The organism is gamma proteobacterium symbiont of Lampromicra miyakona (genome assembly GCF_059730895.1).
On record NZ_AP035932.1, the window covers coordinates 1682585 to 1705595 of the forward strand.

Genomic DNA, 23011 nt, shown 5'->3' on the forward strand with positions numbered 1-23011 from the left:
ATCCTTCTGGTCAGCTGCCGTTATTCAGGTTGGGCAAGAAAGTAATCCAGACCTTCGCGCCAGCCCTCAGGGCCAACGTGTGCGGTGTGGTAAACGTTATGATGATCGCTGCGTTGCAGCACCACCGGGTTTTTACTGAAACCTTTAATCACCACGGCATAATCGACGCGCTCCAGCATCGGCGCATCGTTAGGGCCATCGCCCAGACCAATCGTGGTGCGCTTCGTGCCTTCCTGCTGCTGCAACTGTTGCAATAACTGTTCCAGCGCCACGCCTTTTCCGCTGCCCGCCGGCATCACGTGCCAGAAACGTCCGCCCTGCGTCAGGGCCAGCTGATGCTGCGCCAGCGCCGCGCGGAAGGCGTCGAGCCGCGTTTCATCATCGCGCCATACGATGACTTCAGACGCGTCGCGCAGTCGGCTCTGGCTGGCTTCCGTCAACGTCAGCCCGGTGAAACGGGCCACTTCTGCGTCGCTAAAGTCATGAAAGCCGGTGAAGCGAAAATCCGCCTGCAGGGTGCTGAGCGTGGCACAGAGCGCAAGATAATCGGCACCGGGCTCTTCGGCGATCTGCGCTTCCCCGCCAAAGGCGACACGGGCACCGTTTTCCGCGATAAAGGGCGCACCGGCGATGCCCAGCCGCTTCTGCAGCGGAATAATTTCGGCTGCGGTTTTACTCGAACAAATCACCAGCGGAATCTGTTGCTGCTTAAGACGCGCCAGCCACTCGCTGGCGGCCTGCCAGTTATAGTCATGATGATCGAGCAGCGAACCATCGAGATCGGTCACGATCAGCAGGGAGGAATCTAACGGGATCATCAATACACTCCTTACGCCCAAAGGCATCCGTAAAGCGATGTGTAATCAGTATAATAGCGTAATCACGATCACACTTTTCCTTGCCGCCGGCGCGGCCACTATCCAGGATAATTCTTAAAACACCGCCCGGATACCGAAGCGGCTGCACGTTTTGTGCATGCAGAATGTCAGCCGTAGCGCGATGTTTTCGGTAACAGCAGTGCATGATTATGCAGATTTGTTCGAATTGCGTGCAGAATTGAGACTTGTCTTACTTCAGCTAAGGCGTACTCTGAAGCGGTGTTAAGATTTTCCTGGTGTAACGAATTTATTCTTTTTTCAACCCGGCCAGCGTGCCGGGTCTTTTTTTGAAATCGATTTCAGCGGTTCACCTCAGTGATGGTGAAATCACGAATATCAAGTTCAAACGCCTCGGCCAGTTCGGTGTAGGAGTCAAACGCTTCGCCATTCACCTTCACGCGGTGCGCATCTTCAGCCTGCATAAACTCCTGCACTTCGCCTGACGTTTTTTTCTGAATCGCTTCCAGCAGCGCGTCCACGTCGATGTTCACTTCGCGCTGCACGTTATCGCTGTACTCTTTTGCTGTAGCCATGACAGCCTCCCGGAGGCAAACGGATTCCTGACAAGTATAGACGGTGACAGCGGGCGAGGGACGTGGACGGGAAACGGGCAAAAAAAAGCCCGCGCTGCGCGGGCAAAAATCCTTGTTACTTTTAGGTTGACTGCCCCTTTGGGGTTGGTGCAGTGATGACAAGTGTACGAGGGTGCCGCGTCAAAAGTCTTTCCGGGAAACGTTAAGAAAGTGAAAAGCCCGGCTTTGACACTTCTTTACCCGCTGCATTCCCCATTCTGGCGTAAAGCAGCTATGCTTACAGCTGGTTGATTATTATGGTTATCAGGGAGTTAGTATGGATTTAATTCGGATCATTATTGCCATTCTGTTGCCACCGCTGGGCGTGTTTTTACAGGTCGGCTTTGGCGGCGCCTTCTGGCTCAACATTCTGCTGACGCTGTGTGGTTACATCCCCGGCATCGTGCATGCGGTGTGGGTAATCGCCCGACGCTGATCGCGATCAGGCAGCGCTGACTATCTTCCGTTACACTATGCGCAGGACTGTTTCTGGAGAGAAATCAATGAAGGTCAATGACCGGGTAACGGTAAAAACCGACGGCGGCCCACGTCGCGTCGGTACTGTGCTGGCTGTGGAAGGCTTTAATGAGGGCACCATGTATCTGGTGGCGCTGGAGGATTACCCGCTGGGGATCTGGTTCTTTAATGAGAGCGATCACGCCGAAGGCGTGTTTGTCGAGCCGTATGCGGGGGAAGGGTAGTGTGGCTTTGTGCTCACGTTGTCACTACGTAGCTCTCAGGTTGCCCTCACCCTAACCCTCTCCCGCACGCGGGAGAGGGAACCGTTTAGTGCTCGTGGGAGAGGGAACCGTTTAGAGCCGGCATTAAGTCGCTCATTATTACACCATTCCAGAAGCGTTGTGTGAAAACCATACTCAACAGCCGCACGGACGGCCCCCTCTCCCGCAAGCGGGAGAGGGATGGGGTGAGGGAAAAATACCGCACCCCACCTCACTCCTCTTAAAACGTCTCCCAGTTATCATTGCCCGCTGCAGCCAGCGTCGGACGTGGAGCGAGCGCTGGCGCTTTCAGCGCCGACTGCGGCGCAGCAGCCACCAGCGAAGCCGGCGTATCATTCAGGCGGAACACCGCCACCGCCTGCGTCAGTTTACCGGCCTGATCTTCCAGCGAAGCCGCGGCTGAAGAGGCTTCCTCCACCAGCGAAGCGTTCTGCTGCGTCACGTTATCCATCTCGGTCACCGCCAGGCTGACCTGCTGAATGCCACGGCTCTGCTCATCAGACGCTGCCGCAATCTCGGCCATAATGTCGGTAACGCGGCGCACCGCTTCGACAATCTCGCCCATGGTGCTGCCGGCTTCGCCGACCTGATGCGAGCCGTTACTGATCAAATCCACCGACTCGGCAATCAGCGACTCAATCTCTTTCGCTGCCTGCGCACTGCGCTGCGCCAGATTGCGCACTTCACTGGCGACCACGGCGAAGCCACGGCCCTGTTCCCCGGCGCGCGCGGCTTCTACCGCAGCGTTCAGCGCCAGGATATTGGTCTGGAAGGCGATACTGTTAATAACATTGGTAATCTCGGCAATTTTCTTCGAGCTGCCGGAGATGTTATTCATGGTTTTCACCACGCCGCTCACCAGTTCACCACCGCTGCGCGCTTTGCCAGACGCATCGGCGGCCAGCTGGCTGGCGTGATGGGCGTTTTCGGCGTTCTGCTTCACCGTGGCGGTGAGCTGCTCCATGCTGGCGGCAGTCTGCTCCAGCGCGGAAGCCTGCTGCTCGGTGCGTGATGACAGATCGGTGTTACCTGCGGAGATCTCGCTGGAGCCCTGATAAATCGCCACCGCGCCTTCACGGACAGTGCCAACGGTGCGCACCAGCGACGCCTGCATCAGCTGCAGGTTGTGCAGCAGGCTGCCAATTTCGTTGCGACCATAGGCCTGTTCGGGGGCGGTGAGATCGCCCTGCGCGATGCGCTCAATGCGACCCACCGACAGGCGCAGCGGATTGATCACCACGCGGCGCAGGAACACGAAGGTGAGCAGCACCAGCAGCAGTGCGGCGGCAAAAGCCGCAGCCATCGCGATAAAACCGACGCGCGACTGATGCGCCGCTTCGGCGTTAATCGCTTCGGCGCGCTCGGTGCGGATCTTAATCGCCTTCAGCAGCACGGCATTATAGGCATCATCAAGCTTGCGCGTGACATCGGTCTCCTGCGCGACAATCCCCTCAAAGCTGCCCTGTTTCGCCGACTCGATCATCGGCTTCAGGCCTTTATCAATATAGGCGTTGAAACTGGTAGTGAGTGGACCGTCGAGCGCCAGGTCAGCCGGCGTCTTCATTTTGCGATCCATATAAATTTTGAAGCCCTCGCGCGCCTGCTTAATGCGCGTTTCGGTGCGCGCCAGATCGGCACGATAGCCATCCATTTCACCGATGCGCGCCGCCGCGCCTGACTGCAGCACGTTCAGGCGTGCGGTTCGCAGATGGTTTGAGCTGTTAGAAATGCCCATGCGCACCTGAATCTCATCGGTGGCGTCATTGAGGGAATTATTGCTCTGAATCAGAAAGTAGCTGGCGAGTCCAATGCACAGGGCAAAAAGCAGCAGAATGCCACCAAAGATTATGCTGAACAGAGGCATCAGGCGTAGGTTTTGCCAGATGCTGAGCTTATGTTGCTCATCTATCGATGCTGTTTTCATTTCCTTGCTCTCATAGTGGTAAGGGGTTCTGAAAACAAGCATCGGCAGCAGGGGATAAAGGCTTAGCGGGGAAGTGGGATCGCGCTCGCAAAACGCTCAAAAATAATCAAGGCCAGTCGCGGGGACTGGCCTTGACCACAAAGCGTATTATCGTAAGGTGAAATTATCGCACGTTGACATAAATGCCCGAGGTAACATTATCTGTCAGGCGCACCACATGATAAATAACCTGTTTATTGTGCGTTTTAATTTTGCGTTTAATATTGCCTTTATGTGACGAAACAGTTTTCGCTTTGATTTGCATCTTATCCGAAATCTGAATGGTGTCATGACCTGACATCCACATTTTCAGCATATTTGATTCAGTCTGGCTCAATGTCAGTGGATGAATATCCAGCCCGGCAGAAATGCGCGGTGAGGCATTGAGTTTCTTTTGCAGGTAGGTGCCCAGCAGGGAGTCCAGTGTCGATGTTTTTATCGATTTTGACGTAATAATCAGGTTCTTACGAACGTAGAGGTATTCCTCAAAATGGATATTCGAGATCGCCATAAAAATAAAGAATAGCGTATCCGGATGCTGCATGATAATAGAACGAATGCGATCGCTGGAATCGGATTCGTGAATAAAGCATTCTTCGTTAATAAATACTACGCCCGGTTTTAATTGCTCACACCGTTGTTGCAATTGTTCGATGTCAGACACGGAAGTAATATTTTTCTTTTTGACTCCTTTTGCCGACATATAGTCTGACAAACCCAGGCGTGTGTAGTTACATGAATCCATAATAATCGTTGGCATTATAGCGACCCTCACCAATTTGTTATCCGTTTAAATCAACGATGAATACGCGTTTGCGGTACGAGAGAGATTTCCAAAGACACTTTTTTATTCTGCTCGGCAGACTGGCGTAATGCATTCCTGCGCCATCTTGACTCGTCCCTGACCCGTTCTGCGAAGTTTATTGTGTTACTTCCACGTCACTCTTGTCCCCGCGATAGTGGGAATCGCCGGGAATTTGGTTTATGTGTTTCTTTCGCTCTGTTTTGAGAGCCCTGTCACTATCGCGCAAGTCACAGACAAATCTGATAGGACAATTCTTAAAAACATTTGAATCGCGAAAGTGTGACGTTTCAGCGAGTGTTGACAATGCCGGAAAAAAGGGATTTAGACAAGAAAAATCGCTGTAATATTTTTTTTGTTTAAAAACAGCCCTTTGAGCATTTTATCAACCGATTCACAAGCTTAACCGGCTTAGGAATCGTCTGACTAAAATACGCGAAGCGCCGTTTAATAAGAATAATTTTCACCATAAATGCGCATTTATCAGAATATCCTCAGTTGATTTCTGAAAAATATGGTTCGAAAAATGCACAGAATGTTTTTGATTACTTAACTATCGTATAAGAAGGTTAACAGTATCGTTAATCAACGGGCAGGGGAAAGTTCTGATACAAACTGCGCGAGTAAATCAAAGACTTCACCGAACAGATGTTCACAGAAAGGTGCAAGCAACGGCATCATCATACCCAGACTCAGGATCCCTACCGTTAAGGTGATTGGGAAGCCGATGGCGAAAACCGACAGCTGAGGTGAAACGCGGTTTAACAAACCTAGTGCCAGGTTTAGCGTGAGGAGCAGAATTATTAAGGGTAGCGCTAACATCATGCCATTAAGGAAAATTAAGCTGGCGGCTTTGGTCAGCGCCATAAAGGCGTTGGCGTTGAGTGGCTGATCGTTAATCGGCAACGTGTGAAAACTGTCCACCAGTAACGAGATCAACCACAGGTGACCGTTGAAGGTCAGGAACAGCAGCATCGCCAGCATGTCGAGAAAACGGGCCAGCAGCGGCATGTTGATCCGGCTGTTCGGGTCGAGCAGGGTGGCAAAAGAGAGACCCATCTGCAGACCAATCATCTCACCGGCCAGCCGCACGGCAGAAAAAGCCAGCTGCATGGTCAGACCAATCCCAACGCCAATCAGCAACTGCTGCACCAGCATCCAGAAGCCCGCCGGAGTAAACAGCGTCACTTCGACCGGCGGCAGCAGCGGCATCAGAATCCAGGTGGTGACTACCGCCAGTCCAATTTTGACCCGTTTCGGAATCGAACGTTCATTCAGCAGCGGCGCGCTGGCAAACAGCGCCAGCAAACGCACCATCGGCCAGAAGAATTGCGCCACCCAGTGCACCAGTTGGCTGCTGTCGAGGGTGACCATTAGCCGATGATATAAGGCAGGTTGCTGAACAGGGTACGGATGTAGTCCAGCATCAGGTTGAGCATCCACGGTCCGGCCACCACGGCGGTGGCCGCAACGGCAAGAATTTTCGGGATAAACGACAGTGTCTGTTCGTTAATCTGCGTTGCCGCCTGCAGAATACTGATCAGCAAACCGCTCACCATCGCTACCAGCAGCAGCGGAGCGGCCATCATCAGGGCGATACGCATCGCTTCCTGGCCCATTACCATTACCGATTCCGGTGTCATGTTGCGCTCCTGTCGAGAGAAAGGTGAGGGCGGAAAGCCACTCAGGAGTAAAAACTTTGCGCCAGCGAGCCCACCAGCAGCTGCCAGCCATCCACCAGCACAAATAGCATCAGCTTAAACGGCAGCGAAATCGTGGCCGGCGGCACCATCATCATCCCCAGCGCCATCAGTACGCTGGCGACCACCAGGTCGATGATCAGAAACGGGATAAAGACGGTGAAACCAATCTGGAAAGCGGTTTTCAGCTCGCTGGTGACATAGGCGGGCAGCAGAATACGCATCGGCACCGCTTCCGGACCCTGAATCGGCGCGCTGTTGGCGAGACGGGCGAACAGGGCCAGGTCGGCTTCGCGCGTCTGGCGCAGCATGAACTCACGCAGCGGCTGGGCACCTTTGTCGATCGCCACGTCCATGCTGATTTTGTCCTGGCTGAACGGCAGATAGGCATCGGTGTAAATCTTGTCGAAGGTCGGCGCCATGATAAAGAAGGTCAGAAACAGCGCGAGACCCAGCATCACCTGATTCGGCGGCGCGGACGGCGTGCCCAGTGCGTTACGCAGCAGACCAAACACAATAATGATGCGGGTGAAACTGGTCATCATCAGCAACACCGCCGGAATAAAGGTCAGCGAGGTAATGAAGACCAGCGTTTGCACCGGCAGCGACCAGCTCTGGCCGCCATTGGCCAGCGGCTGGCTGATCAAACCCGGCAGCTGCGCATGGGCAGCCGGTGCCAGCAGCATCAGCAGCGGCAGAAGAGGGAGCAATCGACGCATCATTGGGGTTTTCCGGGACGTTTAACCAGGTTCTGAAACAGCTGACGAAAATCCTGCGGCGCCGCGCTGACGGGCAGGGACGCTTCCGGTGGCAGCGGCGGCAGCGAGTGCAGATGGGTGATCTGCTGAGCGGTGACGCCCAGCACTAAACGCGCATCGGCGGTATCAACAATCACCACCCGCTCCTGACGGCCAACCTGCACGCTGGCGCTGACTTTCAGCGCCTGGCCGCTCACCGCTTTAGGCGCAAAGCCGAGGCGTTTCGCCAGCCAGCCGCAGGCCAGAATCAGCAGCACGATCACCGCCAGCACGCTACTGACTTGCCCAACGACCGAACTGGTGGACACCACCGGCTGGGCGTGAGCGGGCTGAACGGTTTGCGCGTTTTTTAACATGATTAGCGGCTCAGACGACGCATACGTTCGGACGGGGTAATAATGTCGGTGATGCGCACGCCATATTTGTCGTTCACCACCACCACTTCACCCTGCGCGATCAGATAGCCGTTGATCAGGATGTCCAGCGGCTCGCCGGCCAGGCCGTCAAGCGCCACCACCGAACCCTGCGTCAGGCGCAGCAGCTCTTTGATGGTCATCTTGGTACGGCCCAGTTCCACGGTCAGTTTGACCGGGATATCCATGATCAGATCGATGTCCTGCAGCGAGCCGCTGGCGGCGCTGGCCTCAAGCGACTTAAATACGTTATCGCCTGGCTCCGCCGCACTGCTGGTCGCCGCCTGCTCGTTCATCGCTTCAGCCCACAGATCGTCCGCAGAGATATCATCGGACGGTTTTTTGCTGTCACTCATTGGGCTGTTCCTCATTCAGCGAATTCAAAATCGGGTTAATCAGATGTTCTACACGCAGCGCATACTGGCCGTTGAGCGTGCCATACTGGCTCGTCAGTACCGGTACGCCGTCGACGTGGGCAATGATGCGGTCCGGCTTCTCAATGGGCAGGACGTCACCAGGTTTCAGTTGCAAAATACGTGACAGACGCAGCGACGTTTCAGCGAAGTGGGCAATCAGCTCCAGCTCCGAGTGCTGCACCTGTTTCACCAGATTGTCGCGCCAGTGGTTATCTTCCTGACGCGAGTTCTCCAGCGGTGGATTGACCAGCAGCTCGCGCAGCGGCTCAATCATCGAAAACGGAATACAGATATTGAACTCACCCACCAGGTTGCCAATCTCCACCTGGAACGGTGTGTTGACCACGATATCGTTCGGTGAGGTGGTGATGTTGGTGAACTTCACCTGCATTTCAGAACGCACGTATTCCACTTCCAGCGGATAAATGGCTTTCCATGCGTCGCTGTAGCCTTCCAGCGCCAGCTTGAGCATGCGGCGAATCACGCGCTGCTCGGTGTGGGTGAACTCACGGCCTTCCACTTTGGTCGGAAAACGACCGTCGCCGCCAAACAGGTTATCCACGGCGATAAACACCAGGCTCGGCGAGAACACCACCAGCGCAGTCCCCCGCAGCGGCTGCAGGTGAATCAGGTTCAGGTTGGTTGGCACCGGCAGGTTGCGGGCAAACTCATGGTACGGCTGAATCTTGATTGCCCCAACGCTGATATCCGGGCTGCGGCGCAGCAGGTTGAACAGCGCCATACGGAAATGACGGGCAAAACGCTCATTGATGATCTCCAGCGCCTGCAGACGCTCGCGCACCACGCGACGCTGGGTATTGGGATCATAGGGGCGGATATCGCCATCGGCCCCTTTGGAACTGTTCTCTACTTCCGCACTGTCACTGTCGCCATTGAGCAGCGCGTCAATCTCAGCCTGGGAGAGAATGCTATCGCCCATTAAGTCACCTCAAAATGAAGGCGGTAAACAGCACGTCACTGACTACCTGCGCAGGTTGACCTTTTACCAGCGGTGGCGCCAGCACCTGTTTGATCTGTTCAACCAGGGCCTGTTTGCCTTGCTCGGTTGCCAGCGCGCTGGCGCTCTGACGTGAAAGCAGCAGCAGCAAACGGCTGCGCACCTCAGGCAGGTAGTCATTCAGCCGACGACGGGTATCCTCATCCGGCAGACGCAGGGTAAAGCCTACGTACAGCACGCGATCGGGATCGTTGTCGGGATTGACCAGGTTAACCGTAAACGTATCCATTGCAAAAAATACCGGGGCGGGCGGCGGCTCCACTTTGGCAGCCTCCGGCTTGTCACCCTCGTGTTTATTCATCATTCGCCAGACTGCATAGCCTGCCACGCTGCAAGCGGCCAGCGTTACAATCAGTAACACCGGAATTAGTAATGAACGTTTGCGGCCTTTAGCTTTCGCGTTATCAGACATGTTTGCAGTTACTTCCTGTGAATTATGGGCAAGCCTCTCGGCTTACCTGGACAGATTATCCCGCGTCTTAAGTCAAACAATGGGAAGAAAAGACGCGGGTTTTACGCTTACCTTCAGCGTTTAGTCGCTGTCAGGCAAAGATATCGACAGCGCCGTTGCCGGTCGCGCGCGCCTGGAGGGCTGCCGGGACGGCAATAGGCGTTATCTCGTTGTCACTGTCCTGGGAGAGGGTAAAGCTGCCGTACTGGCCGTCGCGACGTCCTTCCTGCTGGCCCTGATAACTCTGGCCCTGTGCGAAGGCGTCGCTGTTGACGTTACTCTGTCCCAGGTTAATGCCGCTCTCCGCCAGCGCCGTACGCAGCTGTGGGAGCGCCGCTTCCAGCGCGGCCCTCACATGGCTGTGGCTGGAAACCATTGTTAACTGTGCCTGATCTTTATCCAGCGTCAGGCTGATCTGTATCGCGCCGAGGTCTTCCGGATGCAGACGTAATTCGGCGTTCTGCTGGCCGTTACGGCTGAACATCACAATCTGCTGGCTCAGCGCCTGCTGCCACTCGTTGCTGCCCAGCTGCGCATTCAGCATCGGCGTGGAAGGCGCGGTGCTGGTGCTGGCCGTGGTGCTGACCAGCGGACTGGTACTGCTCAGCGGGCTGCTGATGGCCGGCGCGCTGCTGTCATGGCTGCTGAGCATCTCGCGCCGCTCTTCCGGTTTGCTCAGCGTGCTCAGCACCTGCTGAAAACTCTCATCCAGCGTCATACCGCTGTTGCTGGCCGGCGTGCCGCTGGCGGCCGCGCTCTGCACCGGGCTATGGCTGACACCGGTCAGGCTGGTCAGCGCATCTCCGCCTTTAGATTGCTGGCCATCCGGCTTCGCCTGTTCCTCTTTCAGCGCACTTTGCAGCGAACTGTTAAGTAACGCAGCGTTTAAGCTGGTGCGCGCCTCACCCCGGGTTTCCAGCGCGGTGCTGTTATCCGCTGGCGGGCTGCTGCGGTTTTCAACCACCGCTGGCAACATGGCAAACAGCGCCTGCACATTCTGTAAGTCGCTGGCAGTTAACGAACTTGCTGCGCGCTTGTCATTATCATCGGCTGATTTCAGCCCGGCTTTAGTGTTTTCCGGCTGTAAAAGTGCGTTTAACGCCTCTGGTTTGTCCAGTGCCTGCAGCAGGGCGCTTAATGACGCTTTTGTGACGTTTTTCGCGTCAATTTCTGCCGCCAGATCAGCGGATTGCGCGCCATTTCCCTGCTGCTTAACCAGCGTCAGCAGGCGGTTGCCCAGCTCGGTAATAAATCCCTGCGGCAGGTTGTCAGCAGCGGACAGATTGTCCACTGCCGCTGAAGGTTGTGCTTTGCCGGTTTTAGCAAGCTGTGTCAGCAGTGTTGGCAGCGTGTTCATTCGCTTTTCCTCAATGCGGCCCGTTGGGCAAATTCATCCATCCGTTTCTGATCGAGACGGCTTTCCTGTCGTAATGCGTTCTCTTCCGCGCGGGTAATCAGCGTCTGATAGGCATTCAGCTTCTTATGCTTTTCACGCCAGTTGCTCAGCGCCTGTTCCAGCCGCTGGTTCCACTGATTAAGCTGCTGGCGATGCTGTTCGATGGCTTTTTCCAGCGTCTGAATAAACTGGTGATAATTGCTCCAGCGCGTGCTGGCGATGCCGCCGGACATATCCTGATTGAGCTTATTACGGTACTCATCCTGGTAATCGAGCAGCATGCTGAGCTGCTGATCGGCCTGCTGCTGACCGCGACGCATGTCGCCGAGGTGGATCACCGCCTGTTCCAGATCCTGCTCCGCCAGGTCGCGCAGCGTATCAATCGCATTGGCTGTCTTCATCGCGTTACCTCAAGTCGGGCGGCGTTAGCCGAACATCGCCTGCAGGTGCAGGCAGGCATCGTCATAATCGCTGCGTTCAAAAATGCCCTGCTGCAGGAAAGCTTCCATCTGCGGATAGAGCTTAATGGCCCGGTCCAGCATCGGATCGCTGCCTGCGGCATAAGCGCCGACGCTCACCAGATCGCGGTTACGCTGAAAGCTGGAGAGCAACTGCTTGAACTGGCGCACGCGCGCATAGTGGGTTTCATCAATCAGCGAGGTCATGGCACGGCTGATCGACGCTTCAATATCAATGGCCGGATAGTGACCGGCCTCCGCCAGGCGACGCGACAGCACGATGTGGCCGTCGAGAATGGCGCGCGCCGAGTCGGCAATCGGGTCCTGCTGGTCGTCGCCTTCGGTCAGTACGGTATAGAACGCAGTGATTGAACCGCCGCCGTGAATGCCGTTGCCGGCGCGTTCTACCAGCGCCGGCAGCTTCGCGAACACCGATGGCGGATAGCCTTTGGTGGCCGGCGGCTCGCCGATTGCCAGCGCGATCTCACGCTGCGCCATGGCGTAGCGGGTGAGGGAGTCCATAATCAGCAGCACGTGCTGACCGCGATCGCGGAAATCTTCGGCGATGCGCGTGGCATAAGCGGCCCCCTGCATACGCAACAGCGGCGAAACGTCGGCCGGCGCGGCGATCACCACCGAGCGCGCGCGCCCTTCGGCGCCAAGAATGTTCTCGATAAACTCTTTGACTTCGCGGCCACGTTCACCAATCAGGCCCACCACGATGACGTCGGCTTTGGTGTAACGCGCCATCATGCCGAGCAGCACCGATTTCCCCACGCCGGAGCCGGCAAACAGCCCCATACGCTGGCCGCGGCCCACGGTGAGCAGGGCGTTGATCGCCCGCACGCCGGTATCCAGCACATCGTGGATCGGCGTACGCTGCAGCGGATTGAACGGCGCGGTGATCAGCGGCGCGCGGTAGCCGGTTTCCGGCGCGGGCAGGCCATCCAGCGGTTTGCCGCTGCCGTCCAGCACGCGGCCGAGTAGCTCCGGCCCCAGCAGCAGCTGTTTACCGCTGTGATCGCCGTGCACGCGGGCATACACGCGCGCGCCGGGCAGAATGCCATCGACCTCTTCCAGCGGCATCAGAAACAGTTTCTGGCCGTTGAAGCCGACCACTTCACTTTCCACTTCGGTAATCGTGCCGTTGTCGTGGCGCTCAATAATGCAGGTGGCGCCCAGCGGCAGCTGCAGGCCGGTGGCTTCCAGCACCAGACCGGTGGCGCGCGTCAGGCGGCCGTAGCGGCGCACCGTCTGCACCTGACTGATGCGGTCTTCAAAACTGTCGAGCGCGCCCAGCCAGCGCGAAAGGCGTGACGTCATCAGAATGCTCCCGGTGCCGCCAGACGGCACAGCTCCTGCCAGCGCGTGGCGACGCTGGCATCCAGATCGCCGTCTTCGGCGCTGAGTTTACAGCCGCCGGGATGCAGCGAACTGTCGGCCAGCAACCGCCAGCCGTGTAAATCGAGCGTTGGGCCCAACGTCTGCTCAACGCGCTGCAGATCGTCCGGGTGCACGCGCAGCTGCGGTTTGCCGCTGAACATTGGCTCCTGCTGAATCAGCTGCTGGATCTGGCGCAGCAGGGCGCTGCCATCCACCTGCGTCGCCTGGCCAATCACCGTGCGCGCCGCTTCCAGCGCCAGCTGCATCAGGCGCGACGCAATCACGCTATCCAGCGCTTCCAGCGTGTGATGGAACTCGGTGACCAGCTGCTGCATACGCGCCTGTAACGGAGCCTGCTGCTGCTGGGCATCAGCCAGTCCCTGCTGGAACCCGGCGTCATAGCCGTTTTGCTGCGCTTCGGCGAAGCCTTTCTGATAACCTTCGCTGTAGCCCTGCGTCTGGGCGTCTTTACGCATCTGCTGCTGCAGACGTTCCAGCTGCTGCTGCTGTTCATCTTCTTCGCTCAGCACGAGGTCGCTGTCCGGCTCCTCTGCCAGCAGCAGTTCAGGTTCGGGCGGCTGCGGTGCGCCTAAATCATCAGGCTGCCAGCGCTGCCATGCACGGGCGGAAAAGGCATCAGACATAGGTTTCCTCGCCACCACCAATTACCATCTCGCCTGCTTCCGCCAGACGGCGCACGATAAGCAGGATTGCTTTCTGTTCGTTCTCCACCGCGGACATACGGACCGGGCCACGGTTGGCGAGGTCATCGCGCAGGATATCGGCGGCACGCGCCGACATGTTTTTGAGGAATTTCTCGCGCAGCGGCTGCTCGGCGCCTTTCAGGGCAATCAGCAGCTGCTCGGACTCCACTTCCTGCAGCAGGCGCTGGATGCTGCGGTCGTCCACTTCCACCAGGTTTTCGAACAGGAACATCTCGTCGATGATCTTCTGTGCCAGCTCGCCATCGAAGTCGCGTACTGCTTCGATAACCGCTTCTTCCTGCTGGGTTTTCATCAGGTTGATGATTTCCGCTGCGGTTCTCACGCCGCCCATCTTCGCGCGCTTGAGGTTGGTGCCATCCAGCAGGCCGTTGAGCACTTCGGTCAGCTCCGCCAGCGCCGCCGGCTGTACACCGCCGAAGGTGGCGATACGCAGCATCACATCGTGGCGCAGACGCTCGTCGAACAGCGCCAGAATATCCGCCGCCTGGCCGCGCTTCAGGTGCACCAGAATGGTGGCGATAATCTGCGGGTGCTCGTCGCGGATCAGATCCGCCGCCGCCTGCGGTTCCATAAAGTTGAGGGTTTCCATGCCGCTGGTGGTTTCGCGCGTTTCGAGAATGTCCTCCAGCAGGCTGGAGGCGCGCTCTTCGCCCAGCGCCTTGATCAACACCGAACGCAGGTAGTCGTTGGAGTTGAGGCTCAGCGCAGCAAACTGTTCGGCATCGGTTTCGAACTCGCGCAGCACTTCGGTCAGCTGCTTGTGCGAAATCTGTTTCATGCTGGCCATCGCGGCGCTGAGGTGCTGCACCTCACGCTGGTTGAGGTGTTTGAACACCTCCGCCGCACGCTCTTCGCCAATGGTCATCATCAGAATGGCGCTTTTTTCAGTACCGGTCAGACTCATAGTTCGTTACTCATCCATTCGCGGATAACCAGCGCCACAACGCGCGGATCGTTTTCAGACATATCGCGGATGCGCTGGCTCATCACCTCGGCGCTCATGCGGTTGTTAGATTTGCGCTCCTGGTCCAGCTCGTCTTTGTTGATCTGGACGCTGTAAGCGGCTTCTTCCTCACGGGCGGCAGCACGGGCAGCGGCGGCTTCGGCGGCGGCTTTCTCGGCTTCACGTTTACGCAGCAGCTGCGGACGCACCATTTTGCGGTAGAGGATGAAGGCAACCAGTGCCACCAGCAGCCAGCGACCGGCGGTCATCAGCTGATCAAAGAACGACTGCTGCTGCCAGAAGGGCAGGTCGCCGCCGGTTGGCTCGGTGGTGTTGAACTGCGAGTTCACCACGTTGACGCTGTCGCCACGCGTTTGCGAATAGCCCATCGCTTCGCGGGTCAGATCTTCAATCTGCTTGATCTGCTGATCGTTCAGCGCCACCGCTTTGCCTTTGCCGTCATCGCGGTAGTTGACCACCACGGCGACCGACAGGCGCTGCACGTCACCGACGTTGAGTTTGGTGTGACGAATGGTGCGATCCAGCTCGTAGTTCACCGTATCGTTGCGGCTGGAGCTGCTCGGGCCGCTGCTCTGCGCGGTGCTGGTCGAGGTGCCGGCATTCTGCGCGTTGTTGTTGTTCTGCTGACCGTTAGCGTTGTTATTGTTCTGCTGCTGCGGGTTGGTGACCGGCGCGGTATTGGCCGGCGCAGGCTGATTCGACAGCGCACCCGGTACGCCGCCCGGATATGGGCTGCCGTTCTGATCGCTGGTGCTGGTCTGGCGTGAGCGAATCGCCGTGTTATTCGGGTTCGCATTCGGCTGATACTTCTCATCCGTCTGCTCGCTGCGGTCAAAGTTAATCTGCGCGGTCACCTGCGCATGCACATTACCCTGACCGAGAATCGGATTCAGAATCGCTTCAATGCGCTGCTGATAGCGTGCTTCCACTTCAGAGGCGTATTTCAGCTGGGCATCGTTCAGATCGCGGCCTTCGCTGTCGGAGCGCGTCAGCAGGCGACCCGCCTGATCGACCACGGTTACATTGCCTGGTGGCAGACCGGCAACGCTGCTGGAGACCATGTGCTGAATCGCCTGAATCTGGCCCTCATCCAGCGCACGGCCCGGTTGCAGGTTCAGCGTTACTGAGGCAGACGGGGATTTTTGCTCGCGCACGAACAGCGTCGGTTTTGGCATCGCCAGATGCACGCGCGCGCTCTTCACCGGTCCGAGCGTTTCGATGGTGCGCGCCAGCTCACCTTCCAGTGCACGCTGGTAGTTAATCTGCTCACTGAACTGGCTGATACCAAACTTCTCTTTATCCATCAGCTCAAAGCCTACCGAACCCCCTTTCGGCAGTCCCTGCTGGGCAAGGCGCAGACGCAGCTCATGCACTTTATCGGCGGGCACCATCAGGGCGCCGCCGTTTTCAGCGAACTGGTAAGGGATGTTCATCTGGGTGAGCTGGGTAACAATCGCGCCGCCATCCTCATCAGAGAGGTTGTTATAGAGAACGCGATAGTCGGGCGCTTTGGCCCACAGCACCAGCGCCAGAACCACGGCGATAGCGGCCGCGGCAGCAACGATTAATGGAATACGCGGATTTGCGCGCAGGCGGGCGAGAAGGTCATTAAAGCCTTTCTTTGCTGTATCCTGTGTGGCGGCTGCACTCGCATTCATGACCAATTCCTGCCTGACATAATTGACCGGGTGTATGTAGGTGACAAAACTGACTCCCTGATACGCATCCCCGCCCGTTGATGCCGTGTTGCTGGCCGACGGGGTAGGGGAAAAAATGAAATTCCAATCTAATGCCTGGCATTATTTGATGAATCGTGTCACTTCGATGGCTGGATAAGCCGGGTTTTTTGCAGTCATTTAGCGCCTTTGTCCTATTGACAGTGTGTTAACTTTTCCTCCGTGAAAAAAAGAACCCTTCATCTATGAGGTACAGGCAATGTCAATTCAGGCAATTGATGGCGTACTGCAGCAGCTGCAGCTGACGTCACTGCAGGCCAGTGGCAAACCGACCGAGTCCGCCAGTCAGCTCGATTTTGGTGCCACCATGAAAGCCGCGCTGGATAAAATCAGCGCCACCCAGACCGCTGCGCGCAGTCAGGCGCAGGATTTTGAGCTGGGTAAACCGGGCATCCAGTTGAATGATGTGATGGTCGATCTGCAGAAATCGTCGATTTCGATGCAGATGGGGATTCAGGTGCGTAACAAGCTGGTGAATGCCTACAGCGAGATCATGAGCATGCAGGTCTAGCGGCGCGCAATAAAAAACCGCCTGAGAGAGGCGGTTTCGTCAGGGTCAGGGCAGTGACAGTTTTTCGCTGATCGTCCTGTAGCCCTGTTCAGCGAAGCGTTGCTTGCTGATGGCATCGTTTTTGGTGGGTTCAAACCAGGCACCTTCTCCACTGGTTGAGAAAAACCAGACTTCTGGCTGTTCTGCGCCGCGCTGCACCCAATAAAATCCTTCCTGCATTATCATGTCCTCCTCACAGGAATATAGTTCAGCTACGCTGCGCTTAACAGCGTAACTGACAATATTCTCACCTGCAGACGAAAACCTAAGCAGATTGCACCTCTTCCGGTGGCATCAGTTTGCCACTGAGAAGTTTAAAACCGGCAGATTTAAAACGAGGCAGAGAAAGCGGTATCGGCTCCATCGGGCGATAAAAACCGCGTCCAGCATCCCAGTACCATACCTCAGGCTCAGTTGTGCTGCTGCCTACCCAGTAAAAACCCGTATCCATCAGTGCTCTCCAGAAATGAATGAAGGCACGCCTTCTCTAATTTCCGCAAAATAATGTCTTAATTAAACTCAATGATCAATCTCGGTTGCCGCTTCGCTTATTAACGCCAGCAGTCAGCGGCCACGAAAATAACATCCGGTGGGTCGGTCCAGATATCATCGAAGGTATTTTACTGATCCTGATAAGGATCTTTTTTGTCATCCTGACTGTCATCGCGTGTACGCGGGATTTCGCCGTGCTCACGAGCATCATCATGGGCTGGATGATCATCTTCCTCATAAGCATTACCTGCATGCGGCGCGGCTTCCGGTAAACCCTTGTGTACCTCGCCCTCGTTTTTACGCTCCTTGTTGGTTTCGTGTTGTTTCATCTTTCTCTCCAGTAGGGGTTTTGTTGTGATGAATTTTAGCTGATCGCTGGCCGTTTCTGGCGGCCGTAATCGTTTTCACACTCTACACGCAGAACGGCTAAATTGTACAGTTTTGCAAAGTTGTACAAGTTTATGGGGGCTGTATAGAAGTGCACGCGTCAGCTAGGAGTAAAAATAATTTTGTTGAGCAGAAAGAGAGGTTTAGCACAGCGCCTGATATTTTATTCAGGTTAACCGCATGATTTTTCCTGCAAAAATGGTGATTTATTGTTGAAGAGAATGGCAAAATTATTGTGCAAATCTCCTCTGACCACACGAAATGCTAACTAAATTGTTGTACAAGTTTTCCATCTTTGTATAACTTCTCGCTTGTGGCAGTCAGTCACACGTAACGAATGATGCTTTGCATCGCCTCTGAAGGTGTTGTGGATTTCCACTTTCAGAGGCTGCTTTTTTACCTGTGCTGATTCAAAAATTTAACCTGAGTAACCGATTAATCACTGCAGTTTGCACTGCAGCTTACCCGATGAGGCTTGTTATGAAACAGAATGCATCGACGTCAGCAGAGTCTCAATTGTCAGAATATTTCCAGCACGCGGGTTCAGAATATGCCAGTGAAAAAGAGGTCATCGCGCTGATTTACAAACAGCTGGCGGCGGTGAAACTGCGTGTGAGCAATAAAGATATTATTCTGGCCCTGCTGGAGCGATTAGAGTCTGAACATGACGTGGTTCAGCTGGATATTTATCGCCAGGCACTGGAACTTATTGTTCAGCGCACGCCTGACGATATCGCTTCCTGAAACCTGTGTCTGTCGTACTCCACTCCATTGCCGAAACACGGACGTTTAGTTGCCTGTTTGTTTCGCCCCTTAGCTTAGGGGCATTTATTCTCTTCGCGTCTCGTTTCCTGCCTGAATAAGCCCAGCGTGAAATGCACAATTGCCTCTATTCTCTGCTACAGTATTTAGCTGGAGTAAGCTTTCATGCAAGCAGGGTTACTCATTACGCCAGAGGGCGTATCACTTTATCGGGCACGCATGAATGTCTGATTCGCGGCTCAGGCCGCTGGGCAAACCTATGAATGATGGTTATTACTGGATTAAAGATGGCGAGCGCTATCCGGAAGTGTGGCTGTACCAGAAGCAGTTTGGCTGGTTTCGCCCGTGCAGCGCGGTGCCAATGACGCAGCGTACCTTTGAGATGATGAAGTACGTAGTGCTGAGTGAACGGCTGGAAGAACCGGCGCGTGAGACTGAGTGTTAAGCCTGTGACCGCCGTTACGGCGGTCAGCTTTGCCGGTTACTTAATCTCCGGCCAGGCTACTGCCGGGAAACCATTAAACTGTGGGCGGGCAAACAGATAGCCCTGGAATTGACTGACACCGACCGCTTCCAGCCACATCCACTCCTCGGCTTTCTCCACGCCTTCAGCAATCACCGCGATCTCCAGCGAAGCGCAGCACTTAATGATGGCATGCACAATCGCCTGTTTTGGGCCGCTTTTGTGCACGTCACTGATGATTTCCCGATCGATTTTGATCTTGTCCGGCTGGAATTTAGACAGCAGCGACAACCCCGCAAACCCGGCACCAAAGTCATCCAGCGCCAGGCTGATACCCGCCGCCTTAAGTTTTCTTACTTCTGCTGTAAACTCTTCGGCACGCGAGATGATTTCATTCTCCGTCACTTCCACCACGATCTGCTCCGGTACCAGACCGTTGGCCGCGATTTCCTGTAGCAGGAAATCCACCGCATTCGGGACGGTGACCAGCGACATCGGCAGCAGATTGATGGTCAGCGTCTGCTCGCCGAGGCCGAGATTTTTCGCCAGGTTGAAGGCCAGACTCTTGGACTGAATATCGGCGTGGTAAATCGCATCACCGCCAAACGCAGAGAAGTATTCCTGAGGTGAACCGCCGTCCGGCGTGCGAATCAGCGCTTCATAGGCCGTAATACGCCGCGAGAAGGGATCAACAATCGGCTGAAACGCAAACCGGCAATCCTGTACATAGTGCTGCAGACTCTCCAGCTGACGCTGGCTTTCCGCATCAGTAATAAATTCCCAGGTATTCGCCGGCGGGATCTCGAAATAGTTCTCTTTTTCCCGCGCCTCAACGAAGGTACGCAGGAACTGCAGTGCACGGTCGTCATAGGTGAGCTGGTAACGCGAAGTGCCTTTATCCAGCACCGCCTGCAGCACGCTGGATTTGTCGTGCTCGCGCAGGTCAAACAGCTCCATTCCGACGTTACCAAAGCGCCGGGCTGGCGCGAAGTCATGCATCAGCTCCACCAGATTGTGATGGCGGGCGTCGCGGCAGATACGGTCGTAAATGCCCTGAACGGCCTGATCGGGCCCTTCAAGCAGCTGGAAGAAATGTCGTCCATCAAACAACAGAATGCCGGTGACATCTGAAACTTCGTTTTTCTTATTGGCTTTGCCAACCATATCCTCCAGCGTTTTGATGGGAACGTGATCATAGAGGTGGCTGCGGTAAAGGATGGTAGTCAGCATGAGATTGTCCGGCGCTATCGTTATTTTGCCTTACATTAACAGCCAGACGGCAGGATCTGTCCAGCGCTGAGACGCGTGATCGTTAACTATTTTATAAAATTCCACTTAACCGAAGCGGCTGGCGGCTCACGGCAGGGGGAATTTTTACTCAACAGCTGGTCAGCGAGGTTAACGATAAATAAATTCGATTGAAAGGATAAATGAAAAGCGTATCGTTAGCCGGGTTAACCGGAGGTGATAAAGATGTTGCGTGATTATTTGAAGATTGATGAAAGCGATCGTTTAGTTGAGCAGAGCTTGTTACGCCTGCATAACCGTGGACAGGAAGATGTCACCGAATGGCACATTGTCGGTGCCAACGGTGAGCAAAAGGGCAGCGTGGCGCTGTTCGATAAACTGAGTAACCGTCGCTCTTATCGCGTTAGTTACCGTATAACGCAAACCGATCCCGAGGGAAGGGTGATCGTCGATCATCTCACCGACACGTTGTGATTTTTGCCGTAGTCTTTTGTTGGATTTGACCCGCCGCGTGGCGGGTTTTTTGCTGCTTCAGCGGCTGCCGCGCCGCCGCATTTCTACCAGCGTGCCAATCAGTTCCAGCGTACTTTTCTGACTCTGCTGCACGGGAAAATCTTCGTTCAGCGGCCGTAACGAGAAAATTTGCTCGTCGTGCATCCGAATAATTCGCACCATCGCGGCGTCATCTACCCGCGCCAGCACCACATCACCCGGCTGGGGCACGCGTTGCGGATCAAAGATCAACCGGTCGCCGGCGCGATACGCCGGGTTCATGGCGTCATCTTCCAGCGTTACCGCCAGCGCACTGTCGCTCAGTGCTTCGTCACTGTAAAGAAAGCGGACGGCCTGCTGCTGCCACTGCAGTCGCTGCTCATTCAGCCAGTCCGCGGCCTGCACCAGCGTGACCAGCGGCACGGCAGTGAGAGCGGGGGAAGCGTGCGTACTGGCAAACGGCTGGCCGTCGCCATCAATAATCCACGCCGCGCTACACTGCAGCAACTCCGCCAGCCGCAGCAGATGCTCACCACGCGGCACCGTCTCTTCTTTCTCCCACTGCGAAACCGCAACGTGCGACACGCCAATGCCATTGGCCAGCGCCTGCTGCGTTAATTTCAGTGCCTTACGGCGCTGGCGAATGCGCTCACCACCAGATTCTTTTTTCATCATCTTGACAACTCCTCCAGGCTTGACTTAAGTATACTTAAAATCATTATTTAAAGTAAACTTAAATATGCCGCTGGCCGTGATACTGGCGAGGGAGGTCAGCGGGGTGTCCGGCTAACCCTCGCCAGGTGAGAGAGGTAGGGCATGGAGAGTAGTTTGGTCACCAGCGTAGGCGCACTGCTGCTTGGCGGTGGCGCGGCAGCGGTGTTCTGGAAACCCCTGATGGCGGGGATCGCGTCAATCGTCACCAGCAATCGCGCGGGCGGCGAGATCATCACCAGCTACAAAGAGCAGGTGCTGCTTCTCAAGGAGAGCCATGCGCTGATGCGCCAGGAAAACGATGAACTGCGTATCCGTCACGACAAAAACCTGCGGCGTATCTCATCGCTGGAGACCGATCTGCGTTTGATCAAGAACGCACTCGGTATCCTGCTGGCGACCACCGAAGCCGAGCACAGCGATAAGTTTCGCAGCCAGATTAATCAATTGATCACCACTCTGGAGGAGAACCGCGATGGTGCAGATAAACAGTGAACTGCTGGTGCGAAGCCACCGCCGTCATTTGATGCTGGGTGGCCTGCTGATGCTGTTATCGCTGCTGTGTGTGGCGATGACCATTCTGTTTCTTTACGTCAATAACGACGCCAACCGGCGCGTGGAGGAGATTCGCCAGCAGTACCGGGCGATCTCTGATCGACGCGAAGCAAAGGTCGCCGAACTGACCAGCCAGCTGGTTGAGCTGCAGAAAAAGCTGGATGCCCAGCCGCCGCGCAGCACCAGCCACACCTCAACGCCCTCCACGCCGCCGGCCGGTCAGCAAACCGCGCCACAGCCGCGGCGCTAAGGAGGACCTGATGCGTATTACTGAGCGGATCGCAGTCCGTTTGCAGCAACTGCGGTCTTTATTTAGCAATAAGGAGAAAATTATGAGCGATCAAACTGTCATCAACCCAACCAGCGCTGCGGCGCAACAGGAATTGTCACCGCTGGAGAGTTTTGCCAACGAAACGGCCAGCGCGCCGGCTGCCGCTGACAGCGCAGCTGACAGCGTTGCCCAGCCAGCGACGCCGCCGGCAGCCGCAACGCCGGTAGTCGCAACGCCAGCTGCGCAACCGGCAGCGCCCGCCAGCGCTGAGCAACCCTTTCATGCGGATGCTCCGGTCGATCTCGATCAGCAGCTGGCAACGCAGGATACGCTGGCGAACGGCTCGGCCAGCGCAGGCGCCTCAGCGGCCGCCACGCCTGGTGTGCGCAACGCGCAGGCCGCCGCACCGGTTGCTGTCCCCGACGCGCCGGCTGCTGCGACCGCCGCCAGCGATGCGGTGGCGCAGGATATCAGCGCCGGGGTGAAGGACTTTGTCCAGGCCTTCAGCTTTGTTGAACAGGGCGTGCTGAAGCTGGGCAGCGCCGCGAAGGATGAACTGATTGCGCTGGCGAAGAAGTATCTGTAATTCAGGCGGGCATAACAAAGGGACCGGGATGTCCCTTTTCCCTGCGGCTACATACTTCGGATAATTCTGCAGGCGGCTTCGCTATTATCTGCTAACTTTAATTGCTCAGGCGTTATTTTAA

Annotated in this window: 31 protein-coding genes; 9 read left to right on the forward strand and 22 right to left on the reverse strand. The window is 56.0% G+C overall.

What is annotated here, in order from left to right:
- Nucleotides 1–20 precede the first annotated feature (20 nt).
- A complete protein-coding gene (locus AC6I8P_RS07700) occupies nt 21–818 on the reverse strand; it encodes a mannosyl-3-phosphoglycerate phosphatase-related protein (protein ID WP_058780716.1) in 798 nt (265 codons plus the stop codon).
- A gap of 359 nt (nt 819–1177) precedes the next feature.
- Complete coding sequence (locus tag AC6I8P_RS07705) at nt 1178–1411, reverse strand: YodD family protein (RefSeq protein WP_058757390.1); 234 nt, start codon at nt 1409–1411, stop codon at nt 1178–1180.
- 316 nt (nt 1412–1727) lie between these two features.
- Here AC6I8P_RS07705 and AC6I8P_RS07710 point away from each other — a divergent pair, with 316 nt between their 5' ends.
- Entirely contained in the window at nt 1728–1886 is a 159-nt protein-coding gene (locus AC6I8P_RS07710; protein ID WP_021509855.1) for a YqaE/Pmp3 family membrane protein, read from the forward strand.
- A gap of 67 nt (nt 1887–1953) precedes the next feature.
- Nucleotides 1954–2151 (forward strand): protein DsrB, encoded by a 198-nt coding sequence (dsrB, locus tag AC6I8P_RS07715; RefSeq protein WP_010618650.1) that lies wholly within the window; start codon nt 1954–1956, stop codon nt 2149–2151.
- Nucleotides 2152–2410: 259 nt separating this feature from the next.
- On the opposite strand, the gene AC6I8P_RS07720 is transcribed toward dsrB, so the two are convergent.
- The 15 genes from AC6I8P_RS07720 to fliF form a co-directional block, all read right to left on the reverse strand.
- Complete coding sequence (locus AC6I8P_RS07720) at nt 2411–4114, reverse strand: methyl-accepting chemotaxis protein (RefSeq protein ID WP_498031097.1); 1704 nt, start codon at nt 4112–4114, stop codon at nt 2411–2413.
- 163 nt (nt 4115–4277) lie between these two features.
- The gene (gene rcsA / locus AC6I8P_RS07725) at nt 4278–4913 is read right to left on the reverse strand and encodes a transcriptional regulator RcsA (protein WP_021509858.1); all 636 of its coding nucleotides are present in this window, start codon (nt 4911–4913) and stop codon (nt 4278–4280) included.
- A 627-nt stretch (nt 4914–5540) separates the two neighbouring features.
- Nucleotides 5541–6329, reverse strand: a complete 789-nt coding sequence (gene fliR / locus AC6I8P_RS07730; RefSeq protein WP_021509859.1) for a flagellar biosynthetic protein FliR — start codon at nt 6327–6329, stop codon at nt 5541–5543.
- Nucleotides 6329–6598: a flagellar biosynthesis protein FliQ gene (gene fliQ, locus AC6I8P_RS07735; RefSeq protein ID WP_010618647.1), complete on the reverse strand. Its 270-nt coding sequence runs from the start codon at nt 6596–6598 to the stop codon at nt 6329–6331. The genes fliR and fliQ overlap by 1 nt, the downstream gene beginning before the upstream one ends.
- A gap of 41 nt (nt 6599–6639) precedes the next feature.
- Entirely contained in the window at nt 6640–7374 is a 735-nt protein-coding gene (fliP, locus tag AC6I8P_RS07740) for a flagellar type III secretion system pore protein FliP (protein ID WP_031280176.1), read from the reverse strand.
- On the reverse strand, nt 7374–7769 hold the full coding sequence (fliO, locus tag AC6I8P_RS07745; protein ID WP_058757392.1) for a flagellar biosynthetic protein FliO: 396 nt from the start codon (nt 7767–7769) through the stop codon (nt 7374–7376). The genes fliP and fliO overlap by 1 nt, the downstream gene beginning before the upstream one ends.
- Before the next feature lie 2 nt (nt 7770–7771).
- On the reverse strand, nt 7772–8182 hold the full coding sequence (gene fliN, locus AC6I8P_RS07750; protein ID WP_021509862.1) for a flagellar motor switch protein FliN: 411 nt from the start codon (nt 8180–8182) through the stop codon (nt 7772–7774).
- Nucleotides 8175–9182 carry a flagellar motor switch protein FliM gene (gene fliM, locus AC6I8P_RS07755; protein ID WP_021509863.1) on the reverse strand — a complete coding sequence of 336 codons (1008 nt, stop codon included), beginning with the start codon at nt 9180–9182 and terminating at the stop codon, nt 8175–8177. Before fliM ends, fliN begins: the two co-directional genes overlap by 8 nt.
- A gap of 4 nt (nt 9183–9186) precedes the next feature.
- Nucleotides 9187–9672, reverse strand: a complete 486-nt coding sequence (gene fliL / locus AC6I8P_RS07760; RefSeq protein ID WP_021509864.1) for a flagellar basal body-associated protein FliL — start codon at nt 9670–9672, stop codon at nt 9187–9189.
- A 130-nt stretch (nt 9673–9802) separates the two neighbouring features.
- Nucleotides 9803–11068, reverse strand: coding sequence for a flagellar hook-length control protein FliK (locus AC6I8P_RS07765; RefSeq protein ID WP_211725782.1), 1266 nt, complete (start codon nt 11066–11068; stop codon nt 9803–9805).
- Nucleotides 11065–11508, reverse strand: a complete 444-nt coding sequence (gene fliJ / locus AC6I8P_RS07770; protein WP_211725781.1) for a flagellar export protein FliJ — start codon at nt 11506–11508, stop codon at nt 11065–11067. Before fliJ ends, AC6I8P_RS07765 begins: the two co-directional genes overlap by 4 nt.
- Nucleotides 11509–11532: 24 nt before the next feature.
- Complete coding sequence (gene fliI, locus AC6I8P_RS07775) at nt 11533–12888, reverse strand: flagellar protein export ATPase FliI (protein ID WP_021509867.1); 1356 nt, start codon at nt 12886–12888, stop codon at nt 11533–11535.
- On the reverse strand, nt 12888–13592 hold the full coding sequence (gene fliH, locus AC6I8P_RS07780; protein ID WP_021509868.1) for a flagellar assembly protein FliH: 705 nt from the start codon (nt 13590–13592) through the stop codon (nt 12888–12890). The genes fliI and fliH overlap by 1 nt, the downstream gene beginning before the upstream one ends.
- Nucleotides 13585–14577, reverse strand: a complete 993-nt coding sequence (gene fliG, locus AC6I8P_RS07785) for a flagellar motor switch protein FliG (protein ID WP_021509869.1) — start codon at nt 14575–14577, stop codon at nt 13585–13587. The genes fliH and fliG overlap by 8 nt, the downstream gene beginning before the upstream one ends.
- Entirely contained in the window at nt 14574–16295 is a 1722-nt protein-coding gene (fliF, locus tag AC6I8P_RS07790) for a flagellar basal-body MS-ring/collar protein FliF (RefSeq protein ID WP_058771155.1), read from the reverse strand. The genes fliG and fliF overlap by 4 nt, the downstream gene beginning before the upstream one ends.
- Before the next feature lie 277 nt (nt 16296–16572).
- On the opposite strand from fliF, the gene fliE reads away from it, so the two are divergent.
- Nucleotides 16573–16884 (forward strand): flagellar hook-basal body complex protein FliE, encoded by a 312-nt coding sequence (gene fliE / locus AC6I8P_RS07795; protein ID WP_021509871.1) that lies wholly within the window; start codon nt 16573–16575, stop codon nt 16882–16884.
- Nucleotides 16885–16929: 45 nt separating this feature from the next.
- Here the strand turns inward: fliE and AC6I8P_RS07800 are convergent, their stop codons facing one another.
- The 3 genes from AC6I8P_RS07800 to AC6I8P_RS07810 form a co-directional block, all read right to left on the reverse strand.
- Nucleotides 16930–17103 (reverse strand): hypothetical protein, encoded by a 174-nt coding sequence (locus AC6I8P_RS07800; protein ID WP_158251397.1) that lies wholly within the window; start codon nt 17101–17103, stop codon nt 16930–16932.
- A gap of 85 nt (nt 17104–17188) precedes the next feature.
- Nucleotides 17189–17374: a hypothetical protein gene (locus AC6I8P_RS07805; protein WP_058785645.1), complete on the reverse strand. Its 186-nt coding sequence runs from the start codon at nt 17372–17374 to the stop codon at nt 17189–17191.
- Nucleotides 17375–17543: 169 nt separating this feature from the next.
- On the reverse strand, nt 17544–17744 hold the full coding sequence (locus tag AC6I8P_RS07810; RefSeq protein WP_058757398.1) for a hypothetical protein: 201 nt from the start codon (nt 17742–17744) through the stop codon (nt 17544–17546).
- A 538-nt stretch (nt 17745–18282) separates the two neighbouring features.
- Here AC6I8P_RS07810 and AC6I8P_RS07815 point away from each other — a divergent pair.
- Nucleotides 18283–18546 carry a biofilm/acid-resistance regulator YmgB/AriR gene (locus tag AC6I8P_RS07815; protein WP_058757399.1) on the forward strand — a complete coding sequence of 88 codons (264 nt, stop codon included), beginning with the start codon at nt 18283–18285 and terminating at the stop codon, nt 18544–18546.
- A 241-nt stretch (nt 18547–18787) separates the two neighbouring features.
- The gene (locus AC6I8P_RS07820; RefSeq protein ID WP_058757400.1) at nt 18788–19009 is read left to right on the forward strand and encodes a hypothetical protein; all 222 of its coding nucleotides are present in this window, start codon (nt 18788–18790) and stop codon (nt 19007–19009) included.
- A 36-nt stretch (nt 19010–19045) separates the two neighbouring features.
- On the opposite strand, the gene AC6I8P_RS07825 is transcribed toward AC6I8P_RS07820, so the two are convergent.
- Nucleotides 19046–20257: a diguanylate phosphodiesterase gene (locus AC6I8P_RS07825; protein WP_058757401.1), complete on the reverse strand. Its 1212-nt coding sequence runs from the start codon at nt 20255–20257 to the stop codon at nt 19046–19048.
- Between the two features lie 243 nt (nt 20258–20500).
- Here AC6I8P_RS07825 and AC6I8P_RS07830 point away from each other — a divergent pair, with 243 nt between their 5' ends.
- Complete coding sequence (locus AC6I8P_RS07830) at nt 20501–20749, forward strand: hypothetical protein (protein WP_021509875.1); 249 nt, start codon at nt 20501–20503, stop codon at nt 20747–20749.
- A 57-nt stretch (nt 20750–20806) separates the two neighbouring features.
- Here the strand turns inward: AC6I8P_RS07830 and AC6I8P_RS07835 are convergent, their stop codons facing one another.
- Nucleotides 20807–21442 (reverse strand): S24 family peptidase, encoded by a 636-nt coding sequence (locus AC6I8P_RS07835; RefSeq protein ID WP_481657566.1) that lies wholly within the window; start codon nt 21440–21442, stop codon nt 20807–20809.
- Between the two features lie 141 nt (nt 21443–21583).
- On the opposite strand from AC6I8P_RS07835, the gene AC6I8P_RS07840 reads away from it, so the two are divergent.
- The 3 genes from AC6I8P_RS07840 (at nt 21584) to AC6I8P_RS07850 (ending at nt 22890) form a co-directional block, all read left to right on the forward strand.
- Nucleotides 21584–21973, forward strand: a complete 390-nt coding sequence (locus AC6I8P_RS07840; protein ID WP_031280179.1) for a hypothetical protein — start codon at nt 21584–21586, stop codon at nt 21971–21973.
- Entirely contained in the window at nt 21954–22283 is a 330-nt protein-coding gene (locus tag AC6I8P_RS07845) for a hypothetical protein (RefSeq protein WP_248295873.1), read from the forward strand. Before AC6I8P_RS07840 ends, AC6I8P_RS07845 begins: the two co-directional genes overlap by 20 nt.
- Before the next feature lie 82 nt (nt 22284–22365).
- Nucleotides 22366–22890, forward strand: coding sequence for a hypothetical protein (locus AC6I8P_RS07850; protein WP_481657567.1), 525 nt, complete (start codon nt 22366–22368; stop codon nt 22888–22890).
- Nucleotides 22891–23011 lie beyond the last annotated feature (121 nt).